This is a genomic window from Arthrobacter sp. Soc17.1.1.1, assembly GCF_036867195.1.
GTDB lineage: Bacteria > Actinomycetota > Actinomycetes > Actinomycetales > Micrococcaceae > Arthrobacter_D.
The window spans coordinates 125,506-143,627 of the sequence record NZ_JBAJII010000001.1 but is presented as its reverse complement, the minus strand read 5'-3'; the positions used below and the strand labels follow the sequence as shown (position 1 = coordinate 143,627).

Sequence of the window (18,122 nt, the reverse complement as noted above, 5' to 3'; positions counted from 1 at the left end):
GACCGAAGGGCCGGAGCCACGCTCCGGCCCTTCGTCATCTGTGGTTGTTTTTGATCGTTCCCGTTGTGTGCTTGACGTCACACCTAAAGCGGGGCTAGAGTCACTCAAACAAAGATAAAACCACATGTTGCGGCCTCGCAGCAGCAGACAACGGAGTCGCCATGTTCGCGGAAGAACGGTACCGGCAGATCAGCAGCCTCGTCTCCGCCGATGGACGCGTCACGGTGGCAGGCCTCTCCTCCCGCTTCGGCATCACCAAGGAGACCGTCCGCCGGGACCTCGCACTGCTCGAGAACGACGGCGTGCTGCGCCGTGTGCACGGGGGTGCGATCGCCGGCAGCGGCGCCACCACCCACGAGCCGAGCCTCATCAGCCGCTCCGGGCAGCACTCCCCCGAGAAGAGGCGCATCGCCGAGACCGCCCTCGCCCTCGCCCCCGAGACCGGGGCCGTGGTGCTCGACGCCGGCAGCACCACGGGTGGGCTGGCCGACCTGCTCGTCGACGAGGCACGCCCGGGGCTCGCCGTGGTGACCCACTCCGTCCCCATCGCGGCACTCGTCTCCGGTGCGGGCCTGAGCGTCGAACTCGTGGGCGGCCGGGTCCGGGCCCTCACGAGCGCGGCCGTGGGCAGCAGCACCGTCGCCCATTTCTCCCGCCTGCGCGCCGACATCGCCTTCATCGGCGCCAACGGCATCAGCGCGGGCTTCGGCCTCAGCACCCCCGATGTCGACGAGGCAGCGGTGAAGACCGCCATCGTCCGTTCGGCCCGCCGCGTGGTGCTCCTCGCCGACGCGTCGAAGTTCGACGAGGAGACCCTGATCAGTTTCGCCACCCTGGAGGAGATCGATGCACTCATCACCGACCGCGCACCGCGCAACGCCCTCGCAGCCGCCCTCGCCGACGCCGATGTGGAGGTGATCGTGGCATGATCCTGACCCTCACCGCGAACCCCAGCATCGACCGCACCGTCGCCATCGGCGCGCCGCTCACCCGCGGCGCCGTGCAGCGTGCCACCCACGTGGTGCAGGAGGCGGGCGGCAAGGGCGTGAACGTCAGCCGCGCACTCGCCATGTCCGGCACCCGCACCCTCGCCGTCCTGCCGGGCGACGACGACGACCCCGTGCTCACGGGCCTGCGCTCCGTCTCCGTCCCGTTCCGGAACCTGCCGATCGGTGCGGCCCTCCGTATCAACACGGCCATCACCGAACCCGACGGCACCACGACGAAGATCAACGAACCCGGCCCCGAACTCTCCGCGGAGCACCTCGAGGACCTCCTCGCCGTCGTCGTCGCCGAGAGCGACGGCGCGGACTGGCTGGTCCTCGCCGGATCCCTGCCCCCGGGGATCCCCCCGACGTTCTACACCCGCGTCACCGCGGCCGTCCGTGCCACCTACGGATCAGCCGCGCCGCGCGTGGCGATCGATTCCTCCGGCGAACCCCTCATCGAGGCGGCCGCCGGCCTCCCCGCGCCGGACCTGCTGAAACCCAATGCCGAGGAACTCAGCGAGCTCACCGGCATCGGTACCGGCGACGAACTGGAGCAGGACTTCGAACTGGCCGCCAAGGCCTGCGCGGTGCTCATCACCGCGGGGGTCGGAGCGGTCCTGGCGACCCTTGGTTCCAAGGGCGCCCTGCTCGTGACGAACGCGGGGGCCTGGCACGCCGTGCACCCGCCCGTCACGGCACGATCCACGGTCGGCGCGGGAGACTCCGCGCTGGCCGGCTACCTGCTGGCGCACAGTGCAGGCGAACTCCCCGAGAACTGCCTGCGCCAGGCCGTCGCCCACGGATCGGCAGCAGCCGCCCTACCAGGCTCCACCGTTCCTTCCCTCGACCAGACGACGCCCGGCGTCGTCGTGGTCACCCCCCTCATGGTCACGCTGCCCGTGATCGAACCGAGCGCCACGGGGCCCACCGCAGGGTCCCTCGCACAGGAGGAAATCTGATGTCCGATCTCATCACTCCGGAGCTTGTGACTCTGGACAAGGACCTGGGGACCGAACGGTCCTCGGTGATCCGCTACCTCGCGGAACAGGTCGCCGCGCAGGGCCGCTCCACCGAGGTCGACGGCCTGTACGCCGACGCCCTCGCCCGGGAGAACAAGACCTCCACGGGTGTCCCCGGAGGCATCGCCATCCCGCACTGCCGCTCCACGGCGGTCTCCGAAGCCACCCTCGCCATGGCCCGCCTCGCACCACCCGTCGACTTCGGGGCGAAGGACGGGCCGGCGGACCTCGTCTTCTTCATCGCCGCACCCGACGGCGCGGACCAGGAGCACCTGAAGCTGCTGTCCAAGCTCGCGCGATCACTGATCAAGAAGGACTTCACGGCCTCCCTGCGCGCCGCCCGGACGCCGGCCGACGTCGTCGCCCTCGTCAACGGCGCGCTGGGCCTCGGCGACGCCCCGGCGTCGACACCGGAACCAGCCGGGGCCCACGCCGCAGGTGCCGCCGGTGTCGCTGCGACCGCCGGCGCCGGGTCACGGACCAGCGAGGCCGCCGCGACGCTCGGCACCGCACCGGGAGGGACCGACACCACCGGACCCGCCCTCGAGCACGGCGCATCCACGGACACCAAGGTGCGGCGCCTCGTCGCCGTCACCGCCTGCCCCACCGGGATCGCCCACACGTACATGGCGGCCGACTCCCTCGTCGCCGCAGCGAAGGAGCGCGGGATCGACCTCCAGGTCGAGACGCAGGGCTCCTCCGGCGCCACGCCGCTGGACCCCGCGGTGATCGCCGCGGCCGACGCCGTGATCTTCGCCGTCGACGTCGACGTGCGCGACAAGCAGCGCTTCGCGGGCCTCCCCGTGATCTCCGCTCCCGTCAAGCGTGGCATCGACGAGCCGGGCGAGATGGTCGAGGAGGCCGTCGCGGCCGCCTCGAACCCGAACGCCCGCAGGGTCGCCGGCACCGCCGGCGGCGAGCAGACGGACGACGACGGTGGCCGGGACGGTATCGGCAGCACCCTCAAGCGCGCGCTCCTCACCGGCGTCAGCTACATGATCCCGTTCGTCGCAGGAGGCGGCCTCCTGATCGCCCTCGGCTTCCTGCTCGGCGGGTACCTCATCACCGAGACCGCCGATGTCGTGGTCCTCGAGAACAGCCTCGTGAACCTGCCGGCCGGAGGGCTCGGTGAGTACCTGGGGGCCGTGGCCTTCAAGATCGGCCAGTTGTCGCTCGGCTTCCTGGTCCCCGCCCTCGCCGGCTACATCGCGTACGCGCTGGCCGACCGGCCGGGCATCGCACCCGGCTTCGTCGCCGGCGCCGTCGCGGGATTCATGGGCGCGGGCTTCCTCGGCGGCATCGTCGGCGGCCTGCTCGCCGGGTACGTCGCCATGATGATCGGTCGACTCTCGGTGCCGCGCTGGCTGCGGAGCCTGATGCCCGTGGTCATCATCCCGCTCGTGGCGTCCATCGTGGCGTCCGGCCTGATGTTCCTCGTCCTCGGCGGACCCATCGCCGCGATCACGGTGGGCCTGAACAACTGGCTCTCCGGTCTCACCGGCACCGCGGCAGTGGGCCTCGGGGTCATCCTCGGACTCATGATGGCCGTGGACCTCGGCGGCCCCGTGAACAAGGTGGCCTACTCGTTCGCCGTCGCCGGCCTGGGCGCCGGCTCCATCGACAACCAGGCACCGTGGCAGATCATGGCCGCGGTGATGGCAGCCGGCATGGTCCCGCCGCTCGCCATGGCACTCGCCACGAGCCTCGACCGCCGCCGGTTCACCCTTGCGGAGCGCGAGAACGGCAAGGCCGCCTGGCTGCTGGGCGCCGCGTTCATCTCGGAGGGTGCCATCCCGTTCGCGGCAGCGGATCCGCTGCGCGTCATCCCGGCGTCCCTCCTGGGCTCCGCGGTCACCGGAGCGATCGTGATGGGCACCGGAGTCACCTCGCAGGCCCCCCACGGCGGTATCTTCGTCTTCTTCGCCATCGGGAACGTGCTGATGTTCATCCTCGCCATCCTGGTCGGGACGGTCATCTCGGCACTGGCCGTCATCGCCCTGAAGCGGTACGCCACGAGCAAGAAGAGCGCCGCCGTCGCCGAGCCGGTTGCAGCCTGACCCCGGGTCCGGTTGGCTGTACCTGAACCCATTCACGAACAAGGAGAACATCATGGCAGAACGCAAGGCAACCGTCGCGAGTCGCGTGGGACTGCACGCCCGTCCGGCCTCCATCTTCGCGGAGGCCGCCGGTGAACTCCCCCTCGAGGTCACCATCGCCATGGACGGCGAGCCCGCCGAGGAGGCGATGGACGCCTCCAGCATCCTGTCCCTCATGAGCCTCGGCGCCTCGCACGGCGACGTGATCGTGCTGCGCGCCGAGGGCGACGGCGCCGAGGACGCGCTCGAATCGCTCGCACGCATCATCGAGACGGACCACGACGCCGAGTAGCACCGGCCACACCGAAAAGGGCGCCACCCCCGCGACTTCGCGGCGGGCGGCGCCCTTTTCGGCGTCCGGGTGCTATCGGAGTGCTTAAGAACAAATAGGTGGGTCCACCCGTTCTAATGGACACACCTATCTGCCGGGTAACGATCCGCTGACCCCCCACGGAAAGCGGCAGTTACATAATCATTATTTTTACACACGATCATGAAACCGTGAATGCACCGAGGACACGATTGTGTCTCTTTTATTGCGTGGGGCAAGCATCCGTATCGAGGGAGATGCGGAGGCCTAGGCGAGCCGGTTCGCGCCCGTCCGGCGCCTCCTGCCGAGGATGTGGCTCAGCCAGATCAGGCACAGTCCCAGCACGGTGAGCACGATGGCCGAGAACGGCAGGAGATAGTCCCAGGCCATCAGGTCGAGGGCGGTCAGCCGCAGCAGCACGAACACCACCACGAGCGAGAAGCCACCGGCGAGGAGTGCGCATGCCACGCGGTGGATGGTCCGTGCCCGGCGGTCGACGGCCGAGGCGATCGCGGGGATCACCAGGCAGCCGGCCACGTAGCCGGGATAGAGGCGGCCCACCGCGGCGTACTGCTGCACCGTGTCCTGGTCCCCGAACGCGATCAGGGCGGTGGAGCTGCCGGGCAGCTCGCTGGCCACGAAGAAGTACAGCGTCGAGGCGACGGTCACCGCGAGGACCGCGACGCCGAAGGGCCCGACGATGAGCCGGCGGGCGAGGGGCGAATCGAAGGCCGCCGCCATGCGGATGCCGAGCAGCACGAACACGGTATACAGGGTGAGACGGAGGAGCAGGTTCGCGAGGTTGACCGCGCCCAGGACACCGTCGACGGCCTCGTAGATCGGTGCGATCGACAGGCCGACGGCGAGGGTCAGCAGCACCAGGGCGATGAAGACCGTCCGCCCGCGCCCCCTCCGCGCGCCGGGGACCCGCACCGCCGCGCCGGCAGCACACAGTCCGAGCGCGACCCACTGGATGGTCGTGGTGGTCATCCGAGGTTCTCCCACATCGCGCGATCCTTGCCGTCGTCGAGTTCCGCCCGCCGGAGCTGCTTGCCGAGCACGTCCAGCCGGTCCCGTGCGAGGAACACGAGGTCCAGGTCGCTGAGGGCGCACAGTGCCCGGGCGCGGCCGTCCTCGGGCCACCCGCCCTCCGCCTGGGTGAGCAGCCCCGTCACCACGAGGCCGCTGGTCAGTGACACCCCCGCGAGGCGTGCGGCCTGCACCGCGATCTCGGGGGCGAGGCGGCCTGCCGTGAGCTGCGCGGAGAGGTTCTGCCGGGCCACGCCGGTGCTCAGCGCGAGCTGCTGACGGAGGTCCCCGGGATCGATCGCCTCGATCCACGCGCGGACCGAATTACGGTGCGGGAACGGCGCGAGCCGCAGCTGGACATCGGTGCAGGTGCACTCCCTGTCCTCGCTGCGGGCCACCAGGAGGCGCAGGATGTCGGTGTGCGAGACCTGGCTGACGAGTTCGGCGTCCGTGGGCAGCGTGGTGCCGCGCTCGAGATCCTCGAAGCCCTCGAACAGGGCGAGCGCGCCGACGGGCGGCAGGCCGTACCCGCGGGCGACGGCGACGACGGTGGGGATCGACACCTTGCCGCGGACCAGCTGCTGGGCGAGGGTGGAGCGTTTGATGCCGGCGATCCTGCAGAGATCGGTCAGCGTGTCCTGCGGGGCGATTCGGGAACGCCACAGCTGAAAAGCTTTGGCTGTGACGGCCATCATCACCTTTCGATTGGACTTTCCGGGCTCGCGTAGAAGTATACTGAGATCGCTGGCTCCGATTTCTGCGATTCCCCCATACGCAGAACTCGGAGCCAGCTCCAATTGAGCCGGTTATCACCGGCAGCCGGTCGACCGGTATCGGAAAGCGCCTACCAGCGCACTTTCTTCTCCTTCTTTCCCTGCTTGCTGCTCTCGTGCGCCGCCTTGATATGCGCGGCCCCCGAGGCGGCCGTCGGATTGGCTGCGTGATTCTTCTTCGCGAGCGCGAGTTGCGCGCGCGGGTCGTCCTGGAGCCTGCGGCCCTGCGGCTGGTCCGGCGGCGTGCCGTTCGCTACCGCGTTCTCAGCGGGCTGGTTCCCTGCGGGCTGCGGGCCGGACTGGGACTGGTTCTTCTGGGGCGTGCCGGTCATGGTGTTCCTTTCTGGTGGTTGCGCCCACGGAACGTGCCCGACCGGTCATCACGACGCGCGGCAGGAGCCGCGACGGGAGTGCCGGGAGAAATCGGACAGCTTCAGCAGGCGCCCTTGGAGAGATGTCATCGACAAGTGGCGCTGAGCACGGCGTGAGCCGGCTCGCTTACTGAAACAGGATCGTCCTCATGGGATCGACCGTACACCCGGGCCTGCGGCCCGACAAGGTCAGCGTTGCCGGGTGCCGTTCAGGATGACGTCGACGTGGACCAGCCGGTGGTCGCTGGTGGGGAAGGGGAAGATCCCCGTCAGCTCGGAACCGGGCGTGCCTGCGCGAGGCCAGAACACGCCGGAGCCGGCCACCTTCAGGGTGCGGGACGGCAGCACGTAGTCCACGCGGAGGTTACCCCCGCTCCTGTCCTCGAAATCGGCGGTGTCGTACGCCGGATCGCCGCCGTGGCCGGCATTGGCGCCCCCTTGCAGCGCGGCTGCCTCGGTGGCGCCCTGCGACGCGGGCAGCGGGTCCTGGACGAGCCGGTTCTCCAGCAGCCGTCCGATCGAGCCGGGCAGGGAATCCCCGTCGAGCGGGTCGCTGTTCTGATCACCCATCACCACGAAGCGTTCGCCGCGGCGGAGGCCGCCCGACCCGCCGTCGTCGTCGCGGATGTAGGAGGCGCCGTCCCCACCCGTGACGTAGTCCGACCAGAAGCGGATCTCGTCGCTGTTGCGCCGGCCGTTGCGGTCCTCGGGTCCGTCGAAGACGGGAGGCGTGGGATGGCTGGCAAGGACGTGGACGGTCCGGCCGCCGATGTCCACGGGGACGTCCCAGTGGGATTTGCTGGACAGCGGCAGGACGGCGAGTTCGTCCGCGGAGTACCAGTCGTCCCGGGCGTCCGTGGCGGGATTGTCGGGCAGGAGTGCACCTGGCATGTCCCTCCACAGGAAGTCCCGGAACGTCCGCACCGACTCCGTCTCGATCGGGTACCTGGAGTAGATGACCATCCCGTACTGGCCCTCGAACGCGCCGAAGCCGAGGGCGTCGTCGGGCCCGCCGACGCTGCCGTCGTTGTTCAGGTCGAAGCCGCTGGGGACCCCCGTGTTGGACGGCGCCGTATAGACGTACGGGTAGTCGAGGGGCGCCCTGCCGTTCTGGCCGACGCGGAGGTAGTTCTCGTCGAACAGGTCGGCGGCCCGGTTGCCCGGGACGTAGTCGAACTCGTTGAGGAGCACGACGTCGGGCCGACTGATCTGGAGGACCTCGGCGACGGCCCGGGCCTGGGCGTTGCTCGGGGTGCCGAGATCGCGGACCAGGTCGCCCGCTGCGAGCCTGTTGAGGCTCGCATTGTAGGTCGCGAAGCGCACCTCCTGCCGGTTCCCGGACCTGCTGTCGGGGGCCACGCCCAGGGAGTCGGCGGTGGGCGCCGCCAGGGCGGCCGGCGCGGCGGTGACGAGCAGGGAAGCCGCCAGCAGGCCTGCACAGCAGTGCGTCAGGACGCGCATCATGACCCTCCCCCAGTTGTTCGTTTCGGTAACTTAAAGCCTAGTCGTGGAAGGTTCCATGGAACCGAACCGTAGGTAACGATTCAGGGTCGGGGGAGGAGCGATGGCGTGCCGGGTGGCTCGTGCCGTCGGCGACGAGCTCGTGTTCGGCGGTGCGGAACGCCTCCTCCAGCCGGTGGACGGCCGCTGCATAGCGGTCGAGGTCGGGGACGGCGCCGCCGTCACGCGCTTCGTCGGCCGCGCGCAGGGCACGGACCACCGGCCTCCCCACGGGATGGCGGGGATCGTGCATGGCCGGGAAGCTGATCGCCCTGGCAGGGTCGAGGTCGTACTCCGCCCACCGCCGGACCACCTCGGCGTGGCGCCGTCGCAGCTCCGCCCCGGCTGACGCGCGTGCGGCCTCGGCTGCCTCGACGCTCCGCCGGCCATGGCGGTGCCACGTCCACGCGGCCGCCGCACCCGCCGAGGCGAGGCCCACCGCCAGGACCGCTCCCCCGCCGCCGAGCGACCCGCCGACGACGCCCGCCGCCACGAGGACCACCATCCCGCCGAAGCCGACCCAGAAGTAGTCGTCGGTCCCGCCGGCCCGGCGCGAGACCGCGTCGAGGCGCCAGCCGGTCAGGGCTGCGGCCGCCACCATCACGGCACAGGCGGCCAGGCTTCCGGCCAGGGCGACGGCGTCCATGGGCACCTCTCTGCTCGGCCGCCGCACGCCCTCCGGCGCGCGCGGCACCCAGTTCCTCCTACCAGTGCAGACGAGCCGGGGCGGCGAGTCAATCCCCGGTCCGGTCACGATCCACTCGGTCACCCGGGCGTGTCCTGTGACAGGCTGGGCCAGGTTTTTCGTCGTCGCGCCATGGGGCGCGGGAACAGGAGCGCCCTGTGCCACTGTGGCTGCAAGCATTCGCCTGGGGTGCCGTCGCGGGCGGCGCGCTGCTCATCGGGTGCGCCATCGCCTGGAAGTGGAAGGTGCCGCCGCGCACCGTGTCCTTCGTGATGGCGTTCGGTGCCGGCGTGCTCATCTCGGCCCTCGCCTTCGAACTCGTCGCCGAGGCCCAGGAGACCGGAGGGCTCGTCCCCACGGCCCTCGGCTTCCTCGTCGGAGCGGTGACCTACGTGGGCGCCAACGCCGCCCTCGCGCGGAAGGGTGCCCAGCACCGCAAGCGCTCCGGCGGGCAGCAGCCCTCGGAGTCCGACACCGCCGGCAGTGGCAACGCGATCGCCCTCGGGGCGCTGCTCGACGGCATCCCGGAGTCCGTCGTCCTGGGACTCGGACTCGTGGCGGGAGGCTCCGTGAACCCTGCCGTGCTGGTGGCGATCTTCATCTCCAACGTGCCCGAAGGGCTGTCGAGTACAGCGGGCATGAAGACCGCGGGGCGGAGCTCGCGCTACGTGTTCGGGCTCTGGGGCGGGATCGCCCTGGTCTCAGGGCTGGCGGCGCTCGTGGGGTACGCGCTGCTGGACGGGGCGTCGGGCGTCACGGTCGCCTTCATCACGGCCATCGCCGCAGGCGCCATCCTCGCGATGGTCGCCGACACCATGATCCCCGAGGCCTTCGAGAAGCAGCACCTGCTGACCGGGCTCATCGCCGCCCTCGGCTTCCTCACGGCCTTCGTGGTCCACGAGGTGTCCGGGTAGGCCCGGAACGGGAAAGGACCCCGGGGAGTCCCGGGGTCCTAGCTGGTGGGCCCTGTGGGGCTCGAACCCACGACCCACGGATTAAAAGTCCGTTGCTCTAGCCAACTGAGCTAAGGGCCCGCCACACCGCCCTGTCCGGGGCATCCGAGGACGATCCGCCGGCGCGGAGCGATGACCCGCCTACTTTATCGCAATCGTCCACACTCCGAGGACTGCCTCCGCACCCCTCCTTCCGGCCCGATTTTCCGCAGGAGTATCCTCGTTCCATGGACGGCGACTACACCAACAAGAGCCCGAGGCCCCACAAGCCGAAGCCCTTCGCTCCGGCGGACTTCGAGGTCTTCGCCGGCGGGGTGGACCCCTCGCGGGTCTCGGAGGCCGCCCACATGGCCGCGCACGCCCTCGTGCACCACGGGCGCGACACCGACGATCCGGACGTCACGCGCCGCCTCGTCGAACTCGCGGACCAGCAGGGGCTCGAGGCCATCGCGGAGATGTGGGCGGAGAGCCCGGCGCGGTCCCTGCCCGGGGCCCTGTGGCGCCTGTACGCGCTGCGGGCCGCCACGCAGCAGAACCCCGAGCGGATCGCCGCCTACTTCGCCTCCGGCAAGGAGGTGGCCCAGGTGTCGAAGGTCGTGGCCGGCGTCGCCGAGCCCCCCGGTGCCACCGAGATGACCACGATGGCCAACACCATCCTCTCCGGAGCCTTCGAGGGCGACTTCGACGTGGCCCTCGAACGCTTCGCCGCCTTCTGCCGCGTGGTCGCGCTCGGGCAGGCCAACCACGCCGACGACGCCGAACTCGCGAACGGCCCCCACGCCTCGAAGCTGACGCGCAATTCGCACCAGCTCATCAAGACCGCGGAGGACCTCGAGCACGCCGCGGCGTCCTGGCGGCGCGGGGAACTCGACTGATGCATCCGCTCGAGCTGGAGCGGGCCTGTGTTGACAGCGGCTCCGGGGAGGGCAAGACTTAACACGGCGTCGGACCGTGGAACCCCCGGGCTTCAACACTCAGCCGCTTCGAGCGGCCTTCCGCCGAGAGGCGCTCCCGGTTCGGCGCCACTACTTTGCCCTGCGGCACCCAGCGCCTTCACGGCCTGCTTGCTGATACGTCCATATGCTGCGAGGAAGACTCCGTGAAACTACGCCTCTTCCCGCAGGAGAACGCTGGGCTGGAACTGCTCTCCCGCATGGCGCAGCAACTCGTCCTCGGCGTCGGGACGATGTCCGCCATCCTCGGCGCCTCCACCCAGGAGTACGACCGCCTCTCCGAGGAGCTGCACCAGCACGAATCGGCCTCGACGGACCTGCACTTCGCGCTCCTGACGTCCATGCGGACGTCCTTCATCAACCCCCTGCCCCGCGAGGACCTCTACGCGCTGTCCCGCCTGCTCAACGAGGCCATCGAGAAGCTCGACGGCGCGGGAGAGCTCATCGCGCTGTACAAGCTGAACAAGCTCAGCCGGCGGGCCGCCGACCAGCTCGAGGTCATCAACCGGCAGGCCGAGCTGACCGCGACCGCCATGCAGCGGCTCAACTCCATGGAGGATCTCGAGGAGTACTGGATCGAGATCCTGCGCCTGGCACGGCGTGCCGAACGTACCCATCGCAGCTGGTGCGCGGAGCTCCTGAACGATCACAAGCCGCTCGTGTACGCGCGGCACCGGGACGTGGCGAACCAGCTGGTCGACGTCACCAAGGACATCCGGCGGGTAGCCACCCAGGTGGGCAGCATCCTCGTCAAGGAATCGTAGGTGGAGCCCTTCCTCCTCGGCACGGTGATCATCGCCGCGGGCGGTTTCGCGTTCCTCAACGGCTTCCACGACGTCTCGAACTCCGTCGCCACCGCGGTCCGGACCCGCGCCCTCACCCCGACCATCGCCGTCCTGCTCGCTGCCCTGTTCAACCTCGTCGGCGCACTGCTCAGCACCTCGCTGGCCCTCTTCTTCACGGACGCCGGCTTCGGGCTCCCCTCCGGCACCACCGGTCTGGGCATCCTCCTCGCGGCGCTGCTGGCGGCCGGCGCCTGGGGCGTGTTCACCTGGTACCGCGGCAAGCCCTCGTCCTCCACCCATGCCCTGCTCGGCGGGGTCCTCGGCGCCGGCGGGGCGTCGCAGCTGACCGACGGTCCGGCGATGAGCGGTGCGGGCGAGGCACTCCTGCTGCAGATCGTGCTGCCCCTCGTGCTCTCCCCGATCGTCGCCTACCTCCTGGCGTACGCCGCGGTTTTCCCGGCCACCTGGCTGCTGCGGCACCGCTCGCCCGGGGGCGTGAACCGGGGCAACCGGATGGCGCAGTCCGTCCTGGCCGGGGCCTTCGCCCTCGGGCACGGGCTCCAGGACGGGCAGCGGACCATGGCGATCATCCTGCTGGCACTGGTCGGCTCCGGCTACGCCACGGGCTCGGACATGCCGCTGTGGGTGCAGGTCTTCGCCGCCGTCCTCCTGAGCGCGGGATCACTCCTCGGCGGGTGGCGCATCACGCACACCCTCGGTCACCGGCTGGTGCACATCGACCCGCTGCGCGGGATGACGGCCCAGGGGGTGAGCTCGGCGATGCTGTTCATCGGTGCCATCTCGCTGCACTTCCCGCTCTCGAGCACGCACACCATGACCTCGGCGATCGTCGGGGCCGGGGCGAACCAGCGCTTCTCCTCGGTCCAGCGGCCTCAGGTGGCGCGCATCCTGGGCGTCTGGCTCGGAACGGCACCGGCCACGGCCCTGCTGGGCGCCGTCTTCCTCCTGGCCCTGAGCCCGCTGCTGTAGGCGTCCCGTCCGCCGGCGGCAGCCGTCGGTGGAGGCGCCGCCTCCGGGCGGACGGCCCGTGCGGAGGGCCGCAGTGCCGGGTCGCACCGGGTACGGATGGCGGAACGACGACGGCGGCCCCGTCAGGAGCCGCCGCCGTCGTGCCGTGCCGTGTCGCGTCGTGGGTGCGTGCCTACCCGAAGCGACCGGAGACGTAGTCCTCCGTCGCCTTGATCGAGGGCTTGTTGAAGATCGTGGTGGTGTCGTCGTACTCGATGAGCTTGCCCGGCTTGCCGGTGCCGGCGATGTTGAAGAACGCCGTCTTGTCCGACACACGGGCCGCCTGCTGCATGTTGTGCGTCACGATCACGACCGTGTACTCGGACTTGAGCTCGTTGATGAGGTCCTCGATGGCGAGCGTGGAAATGGGGTCCAGCGCGGAGCAGGGCTCGTCCATCAGGATCACCTGGGGGGACACCGCGATGGCGCGGGCGATGCACAGACGCTGCTGCTGGCCGCCGGACAGGCCGGATCCCGGCCGGCCGAGGCGGTCCTTGACCTCGTTCCACAGGTTGGCGCCGCTGAGCGACTTCTCCACGAGGTCGTCGGCATCCGACTTGCTCATGCGCTTGTTGTTGAGCTTCACGCCGGCCAGCACGTTGTCGCGGATGGACATCGTCGGGAACGGGTTGGGCCGCTGGAAGACCATGCCGATCTGCCCGCGCACCGTCACCGGGTCCACGGCGCTGTCGTACAGGTTGTCGCCGTCGAGCAGCACCTCGCCCTCGACCCGCGCGCCGGGGATGACCTCGTGCATGCGGTTCAGGGTACGGAGGAAGGTGGACTTGCCGCAGCCGGAGGGACCGATGAACGCCGTCACGGAACGGGCTTCGATGTTGATGTTGACGTCCTCCACCGCAAGGAACTTGCTGTAGTAGACGTTGAGGTCCTTGACGTCGATTCGCTTGGACATTGCTTCCTTCGGGTGAGGTACCGCGGGCGCTTAGCGGCTGGTCTTGGGGGCGAACATGCGGGCGACGAACCGGGCGACCAGGTTCAGGAGCATCACCATGAGGATCAGCAGGAGCGCTGCGGCCCAGGCGCGCTGTGTACTCGGATCGGGCGCCGTCGGGGAGGTCGGCGTGAGGATCTGGTAGTAGATGAAGGTGGGGAGCGTGCTCATCCAGCCACTGAAGACGTTCCAGTTGATGGAGCTGGCGAATCCTGCCGTTACAAGGATAGGGGCGGTCTCCCCGATCACGCGGGCGATCGAGAGGGTTACGCCAGAGGCGATACCGGAGATCGCCGTCGGGATCACCACGTTGGTGATGGTGCGCCACTTGCGCACGCCCAGCGCGTAGGAGGCCTCGCGGAGCTCGTTCGGGACGATCTTCAGCATCTCCTCGGTGGACCGGACCACCACGGGGATCATGAGGACGGACAGGGCGACGGCGGCGACGAACCCCGTACGGGTGCCCGGTCCGAACAGGAGCGCGAACAGCGCGGCGGCGAACAGGCCGGCCACGATCGAGGGGATGCCGGTCATGACGTCCACGAAGAACGTGATCGCCTTGGTGAGGTTCTTGCCGGAACCGTACTCGACCAGGTAGATGGCGGTGAGCAGGCCGATGGGCACGGAGATGAGCGTCGCCCAGAGGGTGATCTGCAGCGTGCCGAGGACGGCGTGGTAGGCGCCGCCCAGCACGGGCGTGCCGTTCTCCACGGCCTGGTTGTCCACGGCTCCGGTGACGCCGTTCATCGACGTGAACAGGAAGTTGTAGTTGAGGCCGGGGACGCCCCGTTCGAGGACGGTCCAGAGGACCGAGACGAGGGGCAGCAGCGCGATCAGGAAGGCCCCGTACACGAGGAACGTGACGAGCCGGTCCTTGGCCTTGCGTTCGCCCTCGCCGACGGCGGTGACGATGGTGGCCGCGATGACGAAGACGACGGCGGAGATGACCGCCCAGCCGATGACGCTGAACCCGATCAGGGAGGAGAGCGCCGCACCGAGGATGACGGCGGCCGCGAGGACCACCCACACGGCGTAGGAGGGGAGGTGCCCGCGCGTGAGCTGCGACTGGCGACGCTGCAGGGTCTGGTTCGCTGCCATTAGTTCGCTCCCGAGAATTCTTTGTGCCGGGTGATGATGAAGCGGGCGATCATGTTGACGATCAGCGTGATGACGAAGAGCACGAGGCCCGCCGCGATCAGCTCGTTGAGGCGCAGGCCGAAGGCCTCCGGGAAGTTCAGGGCGATCTCGGCCGCGATCGTCTGGTTGCCCGTCTTCACGAGGCTCGCCACGAGGGTGCCCGGCGAGAGGACCAGGGCCACGGCCATGGTCTCGCCGAGGGCACGGCCGAGGCCGAGCATGGTGGCGCTGATGATGCCGGGGCGGGCGAACGGCAGGACGGCCATGCGCACCATCTCCCAGCGCGTGGCGCCCATCGCGAGCGCCGCCTCCTCGTGGAGGTTCGGTGTCTGCAGGAAGATCTCCCTGCTGAGAGACGTGATGATGGGGATCACCATGACCGCGAGGACGATGCCGGCGGTGAGCATGGTCTTGCCGGTCTGGCTGGCCGGTCCGGCGAAGATCGGGATCCAGCCGAGGTTCTCGGCGAGCCACGTGTAGCCCTTGGCGAGCTGCGGCGCGAGGACGATGTAGCCCCAGGCGCCGTAGATCACCGAGGGGATGGCCGCGAGCAGGTCGATGACGTACCCGAAGGCCCGTGCGAGGCGCCGCGGCGCGTAGTGCGAGATGAAGAGGGCGACCGCGATACCGATGGGTGTCGCGATGATCAGCGCGATGACCGCGGCGATGACGGTGCCGATGACGATCGGCAGGATGTACGCGGTGAAGCCGTTGCCGCCGGTGATCTCGGCGGGGTCGGCCGTGAAGGTCGGTGCTGCCTGCACCAGCAGGAACACGGCGACGCTGAAGAGCACTGCCAGGATCAGGACACCGGCCGTGAGGGAGATTCCCGAGAAGATCTTGTCGCCTGCGCGGCCTCGATCTGTCGTCGCTTTCAGCGTATTGGTTGACACGTCTCTGCCTTCCAGGGCGGTCGATTTCGTTTGCAGTGACGGCCCGGTAACGGACCGACGGGGGGTCACTGCTGATGCCAGCCGTGAACGGCGGACGGTCCCGCCCGGTCTTTATTAGACCAGACGGGACCGGGAGGCCTCGCTAGGAGGCGACCTTGATCGATTCGATCGAGGCCTTGGCCTTCTCGCTGAGCGACGCGGACAGCGGGGCGTTGCCGGCGGAGGCCTCGGCCTCTGCCTGGCCTTCCTCGCTGATGACGTAGGAGCCGAACGCCTTCACGAGGTCGACGGTCTCCTGGCTGTCGTAGGAGGTGCAGTACACGTGGTAGCTGACGAGGACGACGGGGTAGGCACCGGACTCGGTGGTGTCGCGCTCGAGCTCGAGGGACATGTCGGTCTCGGGGCGGCCCTCGACCGGGGTGGCGACCTCGACGGCCTTGGCGGCTGCGTCGGAGCTGAGTTCCGTGTACTCCTCGCCGACCTTGACCTTGGCCTTGCCGAGGTCTCCCACGGCGGAGGCGTCGGCGTAGGTGATGGCGCCGTCGGTCGAGGTGACCGTCTGGACGACACCCGAGGTGCCCTTGGCGTTCTCGGACTGCAGTTCTGCGGGCCAGGCGCCGCTGACCTCGTAGGTCCAGTCCTCGGGGGCCGCGGCGGCGAGGTAGTCGACGAAGTTCTCGGTGGTGCCTGACTCGTCCGAGCGGTGCACGACGGTGATGGGGGTGTCGGGGAGCTCGACGCCCTCGTTCTGGGCAGCGATCGCGGGATCGTTCCAGGTGGTGATCTTCTTGCCGAAGATCTGCGCGATGGTGGGGGCGTCGAGGTTCAGCTCGGTGACGCCCTCGAGGTTGAAGGCGATCGCGATCGGCGAGATGTAGGCCGGGATGTTGATGGCGCCGTCGGGGCCGCAGACCTCCATGGCCTGGGTCATCTCTTCGTCCTTGAGGTAGGCGTCCGAGCCGGCGAACTGCGCGCCGCCGCTCAGGAAGGCCTTGCGGCCCGCACCGGATCCGTCCGGGGAGTACTGCACCATGGCGCCCTGGTTGGCGGACTCGAAACCGGCCTTCCAGGCCTCCATCGCAGAGTTCTGCGACGAGGCGCCGATGCCGGTCAGGGTTCCGGACACGGCGGTGCCGGCGGCGGAGGACGCGGGTCCCTCTGCGGCGGGCTCGCCGGTGGCGTTGTCGGAACCACAAGCGGTCAGCGCCAGCGCGGCTACGGAGATAACTGCCGCAGCGCGGCCAAAGCGAAGAGCCTTCACGAAATTTTGCCCCTTCCAGGGAAGTATTCATCGGTGCACGAGAGGCACTCGGTAGAGATGTACGCGTTCTTGTACATCCTCGAAGCTAGGCAGTGCAGGTAACGAGACTGACCAAGCGACATTAACGGAAGGTGAACAGCGCAGGGCCATTGACCTGCATGGCCGGTTCGCGCCGGTGAATGAGACGAACGTCTCGCTTCGATGCACCTCCTAGACTGGGTGCATGCCGCCGCGCCAGGGAATATCCGCAACCCTCGCCTTCCTGCGCAGGCGTTCTCGCACGGGCCTCAGGCGCAGTTCCAACTCGGTGGTCGCGGCACTGCAGATGACGGTCTGTGCGGTGGGTGCGTACGCCTTCGCCGAGGAGGTCCTCGGCCACAGCGGGCCGCTGTTCGCCGCGACGTCGTCGATGATCTCGCTCGGTTTCTCCCGGGACCCGCGCATCCGGCGGGTGCTCGAGGTGGCGATCGGCTGCACGCTCGGCATCTCCGTCGGCGATCTCCTGCTCACCCTGTTCGGTACCGGCCTGTGGCAGGCGGCGGTCGTGCTGTTCATCTCGATCCTGCTGGCCCGGTTCCTGGACAGCGGCACCATCTTCACCACGCAGCTCGGGCTGCAGTCCCTGCTCGTGGTGCTGCTCCCCGCCCCGCAGGGCGGCCCGTTCACGCGGAGCGTCGACGCGATCGTGGGCGGCCTCTTCGCGCTCGCGATCACCGTGCTCCTGCCCCGGGATCCGCGCCGCGAACCGAAGTCCAACGTGCGCGGGCTCCTGGGCGAGCTCTCCGGCGTGCTCCGCGACGGCGCCTCGGCCCTCCGGCAGAGCGATTCCACCCTGGCGTGGCACGCACTGGTCCGTGCCCGGAACTGCCAGTCCCAGCTCGACACCCTGACGGGCGGCATGAAGGCCGCGCAGGAGGTGGCACGCATCTCGCCCGCGTATCGGCGCCATCGCGACGAGCTCGGCGACCTGCGCACCGCCATCGACTCGATCGACCTCGCCATCCGCAACAGCCGCGTGTTCTCCCGCCGGCTGACCTCGGCCATCAACCATGCGGCGCTGACCGACGAGGCGATCGAGGCCCTCGGCCAGTCGCTCGACGACACGGCCGACGCCGTCGACGTGCTGAGCCGGGCGCTCTCGGCGGGTGATTCGGCCGAGCGGCGCCTGAACCTGCGGCAGGCGCGCAACGAACTCGCGGCCGTCGCCACCGATCTCCACCCGGCGACCCTCAACATCAGCCGTCTCGAGGGTGAGGGGCTGGTGCTGCTCCTGCGCCCGCTCGTCGTCGACCTCCTCAGCGCCACGGGCCTGTCCCACGAGGACGCCGCGGACTACCTGCCCCGCCTCTGACCCGGCAGGACCGGGCGGGCCATGCTGTCGGTGCAC

Annotated in this window: 18 protein-coding genes and 1 tRNA gene; 9 read left to right on the top strand and 10 right to left on the bottom strand. The window is 69.5% G+C overall.

All coding sequences use genetic code 11. The annotated features are described in order from the left end of the window. Positions 1-161: 161 nt before the first annotated feature. Genes V6S67_RS00680 through V6S67_RS00665 form a run of 4 tightly spaced genes read left to right on the top strand, consistent with a single transcriptional unit; the run spans position 162 to position 4,396 of the window. Positions 162-929 (top strand): DeoR/GlpR family DNA-binding transcription regulator, encoded by a 768-nt coding sequence (locus tag V6S67_RS00680; RefSeq protein ID WP_334208413.1) that lies wholly within the window; start codon positions 162-164, stop codon positions 927-929. Then, positions 926-1,948, top strand: a complete 1,023-nt coding sequence (locus V6S67_RS00675; RefSeq protein ID WP_334208412.1) for a 1-phosphofructokinase family hexose kinase — start codon at positions 926-928, stop codon at positions 1,946-1,948. The genes V6S67_RS00680 and V6S67_RS00675 overlap by 4 nt, the downstream gene beginning before the upstream one ends. Then, positions 1,948-4,065, top strand: a complete 2,118-nt coding sequence (locus V6S67_RS00670; protein WP_334208411.1) for a PTS fructose transporter subunit IIABC — start codon at positions 1,948-1,950, stop codon at positions 4,063-4,065. The genes V6S67_RS00675 and V6S67_RS00670 overlap by 1 nt, the downstream gene beginning before the upstream one ends. Before the next feature lie 52 nt (positions 4,066-4,117). Beyond that, positions 4,118-4,396 carry an HPr family phosphocarrier protein gene (locus V6S67_RS00665; RefSeq protein ID WP_055765843.1) on the top strand — a complete coding sequence of 93 codons (279 nt, stop codon included), beginning with the start codon at positions 4,118-4,120 and terminating at the stop codon, positions 4,394-4,396. Between the two features lie 285 nt (positions 4,397-4,681). Here the strand turns inward: V6S67_RS00665 and V6S67_RS00660 are convergent, their stop codons facing one another. The 5 genes from V6S67_RS00660 to V6S67_RS00640 all read right to left on the bottom strand — a co-directional run bounded on the left by V6S67_RS00660 (position 4,682) and on the right by V6S67_RS00640 (position 8,781). Continuing rightward, on the bottom strand, positions 4,682-5,404 hold the full coding sequence (locus V6S67_RS00660; protein ID WP_334208410.1) for a hypothetical protein: 723 nt from the start codon (positions 5,402-5,404) through the stop codon (positions 4,682-4,684). Further along, positions 5,401-6,135, bottom strand: a complete 735-nt coding sequence (locus V6S67_RS00655) for a hypothetical protein (RefSeq protein ID WP_334208409.1) — start codon at positions 6,133-6,135, stop codon at positions 5,401-5,403. The genes V6S67_RS00660 and V6S67_RS00655 overlap by 4 nt, the downstream gene beginning before the upstream one ends. 152 nt (positions 6,136-6,287) lie before the next feature. Next, positions 6,288-6,548 (bottom strand): hypothetical protein, encoded by a 261-nt coding sequence (locus V6S67_RS00650; RefSeq protein WP_334208408.1) that lies wholly within the window; start codon positions 6,546-6,548, stop codon positions 6,288-6,290. Positions 6,549-6,776: 228 nt separating this feature from the next. Then, a complete protein-coding gene (locus tag V6S67_RS00645; RefSeq protein WP_334208407.1) occupies positions 6,777-8,051 on the bottom strand; it encodes an endonuclease/exonuclease/phosphatase family protein in 1,275 nt (424 codons plus the stop codon). Positions 8,052-8,088: 37 nt separating this feature from the next. Continuing rightward, positions 8,089-8,781: a hypothetical protein gene (locus tag V6S67_RS00640; RefSeq protein WP_334208406.1), complete on the bottom strand. Its 693-nt coding sequence runs from the start codon at positions 8,779-8,781 to the stop codon at positions 8,089-8,091. A gap of 149 nt (positions 8,782-8,930) precedes the next feature. Here V6S67_RS00640 and V6S67_RS00635 point away from each other — a divergent pair, with 149 nt between their 5' ends. Then, positions 8,931-9,686, top strand: coding sequence for a ZIP family metal transporter (locus tag V6S67_RS00635; RefSeq protein WP_334208405.1), 756 nt, complete (start codon positions 8,931-8,933; stop codon positions 9,684-9,686). A 43-nt stretch (positions 9,687-9,729) separates the two neighbouring features. On the opposite strand, the gene V6S67_RS00630 is transcribed toward V6S67_RS00635, so the two are convergent. Then, positions 9,730-9,806, bottom strand: a tRNA-Lys gene (locus V6S67_RS00630). Between the two features lie 146 nt (positions 9,807-9,952). Between V6S67_RS00630 and V6S67_RS00625 the strand changes: the two genes are divergently transcribed. The 3 genes from V6S67_RS00625 to V6S67_RS00615 all read left to right on the top strand — a co-directional run bounded on the left by V6S67_RS00625 (position 9,953) and on the right by V6S67_RS00615 (position 12,453). Beyond that, positions 9,953-10,600: a hypothetical protein gene (locus V6S67_RS00625; RefSeq protein ID WP_334208404.1), complete on the top strand. Its 648-nt coding sequence runs from the start codon at positions 9,953-9,955 to the stop codon at positions 10,598-10,600. 224 nt (positions 10,601-10,824) lie between these two features. Then, the gene (locus V6S67_RS00620) at positions 10,825-11,442 is read left to right on the top strand and encodes a DUF47 domain-containing protein (RefSeq protein ID WP_334208403.1); all 618 of its coding nucleotides are present in this window, start codon (positions 10,825-10,827) and stop codon (positions 11,440-11,442) included. Next, positions 11,443-12,453 carry an inorganic phosphate transporter gene (locus V6S67_RS00615; RefSeq protein ID WP_334208402.1) on the top strand — a complete coding sequence of 337 codons (1,011 nt, stop codon included), beginning with the start codon at positions 11,443-11,445 and terminating at the stop codon, positions 12,451-12,453. It abuts the gene before it with no gap. Between the two features lie 172 nt (positions 12,454-12,625). Here the strand turns inward: V6S67_RS00615 and pstB are convergent, their stop codons facing one another. From pstB to pstS, 4 genes are all read right to left on the bottom strand, one after another. Next, positions 12,626-13,405 carry a phosphate ABC transporter ATP-binding protein PstB gene (pstB, locus tag V6S67_RS00610; RefSeq protein ID WP_334208401.1) on the bottom strand — a complete coding sequence of 260 codons (780 nt, stop codon included), beginning with the start codon at positions 13,403-13,405 and terminating at the stop codon, positions 12,626-12,628. A 30-nt stretch (positions 13,406-13,435) separates the two neighbouring features. Beyond that, positions 13,436-14,542 (bottom strand): phosphate ABC transporter permease PstA, encoded by a 1,107-nt coding sequence (pstA, locus tag V6S67_RS00605; RefSeq protein WP_334208400.1) that lies wholly within the window; start codon positions 14,540-14,542, stop codon positions 13,436-13,438. Further along, positions 14,542-15,474, bottom strand: coding sequence for a phosphate ABC transporter permease subunit PstC (pstC, locus tag V6S67_RS00600; RefSeq protein WP_334208399.1), 933 nt, complete (start codon positions 15,472-15,474; stop codon positions 14,542-14,544). The genes pstA and pstC overlap by 1 nt, the downstream gene beginning before the upstream one ends. 142 nt (positions 15,475-15,616) lie before the next feature. Then, a complete protein-coding gene (pstS, locus tag V6S67_RS00595) occupies positions 15,617-16,735 on the bottom strand; it encodes a phosphate ABC transporter substrate-binding protein PstS (RefSeq protein WP_133080104.1) in 1,119 nt (372 codons plus the stop codon). A gap of 223 nt (positions 16,736-16,958) precedes the next feature. Here pstS and V6S67_RS00590 point away from each other — a divergent pair, with 223 nt between their 5' ends. After that, positions 16,959-18,086, top strand: coding sequence for an FUSC family protein (locus tag V6S67_RS00590; RefSeq protein ID WP_334208398.1), 1,128 nt, complete (start codon positions 16,959-16,961; stop codon positions 18,084-18,086). Positions 18,087-18,122 lie beyond the last annotated feature (36 nt).